This is a genomic window from Pelotomaculum sp. FP, assembly GCF_004369245.1.
Classification (GTDB): Bacteria; Bacillota; Desulfotomaculia; order Desulfotomaculales; family Pelotomaculaceae; genus Pelotomaculum_C; species Pelotomaculum_C schinkii.
The window spans coordinates 1-1,678 of sequence record NZ_QFGB01000134.1 but is presented as its reverse complement, the minus strand read 5'-3'; the positions used below and the strand labels follow the sequence as shown (position 1 = coordinate 1,678).

The 1,678-nt window shown below is 37.1% G+C and carries 2 protein-coding genes and 1 pseudogene; all 3 read right to left on the bottom strand.

Translation table 11 applies throughout. The features are described from left to right. Positions 1–77: pseudogene (locus Psfp_RS21030) on the bottom strand (IS200/IS605 family transposase); the annotation flags it as partial. 178 nt (positions 78–255) lie between these two features. Next, the gene (locus tag Psfp_RS21025; protein WP_134220459.1) at positions 256–948 is read right to left on the bottom strand and encodes a hypothetical protein; all 693 of its coding nucleotides are present in this window, start codon (positions 946–948) and stop codon (positions 256–258) included. A 48-nt stretch (positions 949–996) separates the two neighbouring features. Beyond that, positions 997–1,392 carry a type II toxin-antitoxin system HicB family antitoxin gene (locus Psfp_RS21020; protein ID WP_134220458.1) on the bottom strand — a complete coding sequence of 132 codons (396 nt, stop codon included), beginning with the start codon at positions 1,390–1,392 and terminating at the stop codon, positions 997–999. Positions 1,393–1,678: the final 286 nt, after the last annotated feature.

Sequence of the window (1,678 nt, the reverse complement as noted above, 5' to 3'; positions counted from 1 at the left end):
CTATACCGTGGACAGAAAACAAAATGATAGTTGATTAGAGATACTGTGGTTTGTGTTCTTCTATACTCTTGTCCCATAATTATATTGTATCACTTAATTAATACTACTGCAACAGAACGAGGGGGGGGCAAATCGGGAGCCGCCTTCATACCACGATTAAAACCGTGGGCTTTCGGCTACGTTTCTGTAAACTGAATAATTATTACGAATTTTAAAGGACTTATGAAGTTAACTTTGCATAACCATATTTAATACCTAATTTGAAATAATTGGTTCTATATATTCTAACTTAAGTTTATTTTTTTGTTCATCTATCATGTTATTTAATTTTTCCTCAAATTTAGCAGCGCCTGCCGGCGTTGACATCTCTTTTCCTGAAAACCCCCATTCCTGAACTAATTTACTTCTGACGCGGGCGGTAGCTAAAGCAGCTTGATATCCTTTTATGGTATCTTCACTCTTCCAATACTCTTCTTCTGTCAGTCCTTGTCCTTCTAGGGTTTCTTCCCAGCTTTTTGCTGATTCTTCATCTATTTCTATTCCTTCATTTATTGCTTCTTCTTTATCATTTCTTATTCTTGTCATATACTCTAACGTTTCGGCACGATCAGGATATAAATTCCGCTTTTTAGCTTCAATCAAAATAACTTTTTCATTAAGCACTTTTTCCATTACTTCCTGGGAAGATGGCTCCCTGTCATACAACGCTGTCAAAAATACCTTTGTTCCATCGAATTCTTGCTTTGTTATTGCCTCTCCATCAAGCTTAGCAATGACTTTGTTCTTGTCAACATCGTTATAAACCTTCTGATAGGACAAACCAAAATTTTTCCATTTACTGGTGCTATTATTGGTACCACTGGTCGCTACTGCTATTATCACTAAACTAATTATTAAAATAATCCCAACGATAATCCCAACGACAAAATACTTATTTTTCTTTAACATAAGAATGCCTTCTTCTTTAATATTAAAATAATAAAGAAACGTGTTTTTTTATGATCTTATATTATTTTTACTTTTGACAGCGTTGAGCGGATGTCCGACCCCGCGAGCAAGCTGGTAGTTAATATATTGATTGAGGCTGACGTTTTCTTCTTTGGCTTTTTCGACAAGTGGCCGGTGGAGGGACTTGGGCATACGAACCCTTAATTGGCCCGAAAAGTCATCAGCTGTTGGTTCGGGTATAGCTCGCCCCATTTCCAAGCTGGTCTCAATCCAGCACTTTTTAGCATCATTTATGTTTATAATGGCTTTTTCAGGGGTATCTCCATCAGACATACATCCGGCAAGGAGAGGGATTTCAGCAAACCACCCGCCTCCTTCTTCATTAGTAAGTTTTCTCATTTTAATTTCATAGTTCAGGTTGAGATAGTAATTTAAGTTTTTCATTCATGCTCACTTCTTTCTCTTAGTCTTTCAATTGCCGCTATAGCTTGCTTAACATATATAGCCTTGATGGGCCTGGCTTTAGGGATTGAAAGTAAATCTGGAAGTTCCGGGTGGTGGTAAATGTAATGACTGGAGCCTTTGCCGGGTTGTCTACATTTTAACTCAACCACAACCTGCTGAAGCAGGTTGGTTGTAATAGCCGCTAAAGCAGCTTAAAAATCTCCAAGTGTAAAATTATCAGGTTTTTGGTTTTCCTCTATATCTTGATTTTTTATATATTCCATAA

Bases quoted from the DNA above. Each gene is read 5' to 3' on its own strand.
- Psfp_RS21025 (WP_134220459.1), bottom strand. From the start codon at position 948: ATGTTAAAGAAAAATAAGTATTTTGTCGTTGGGATTATCGTTGGGATT.
- Psfp_RS21020 (WP_134220458.1), bottom strand. From the start codon at position 1,392: ATGAAAAACTTAAATTACTATCTCAACCTGAACTATGAAATTAAAATG.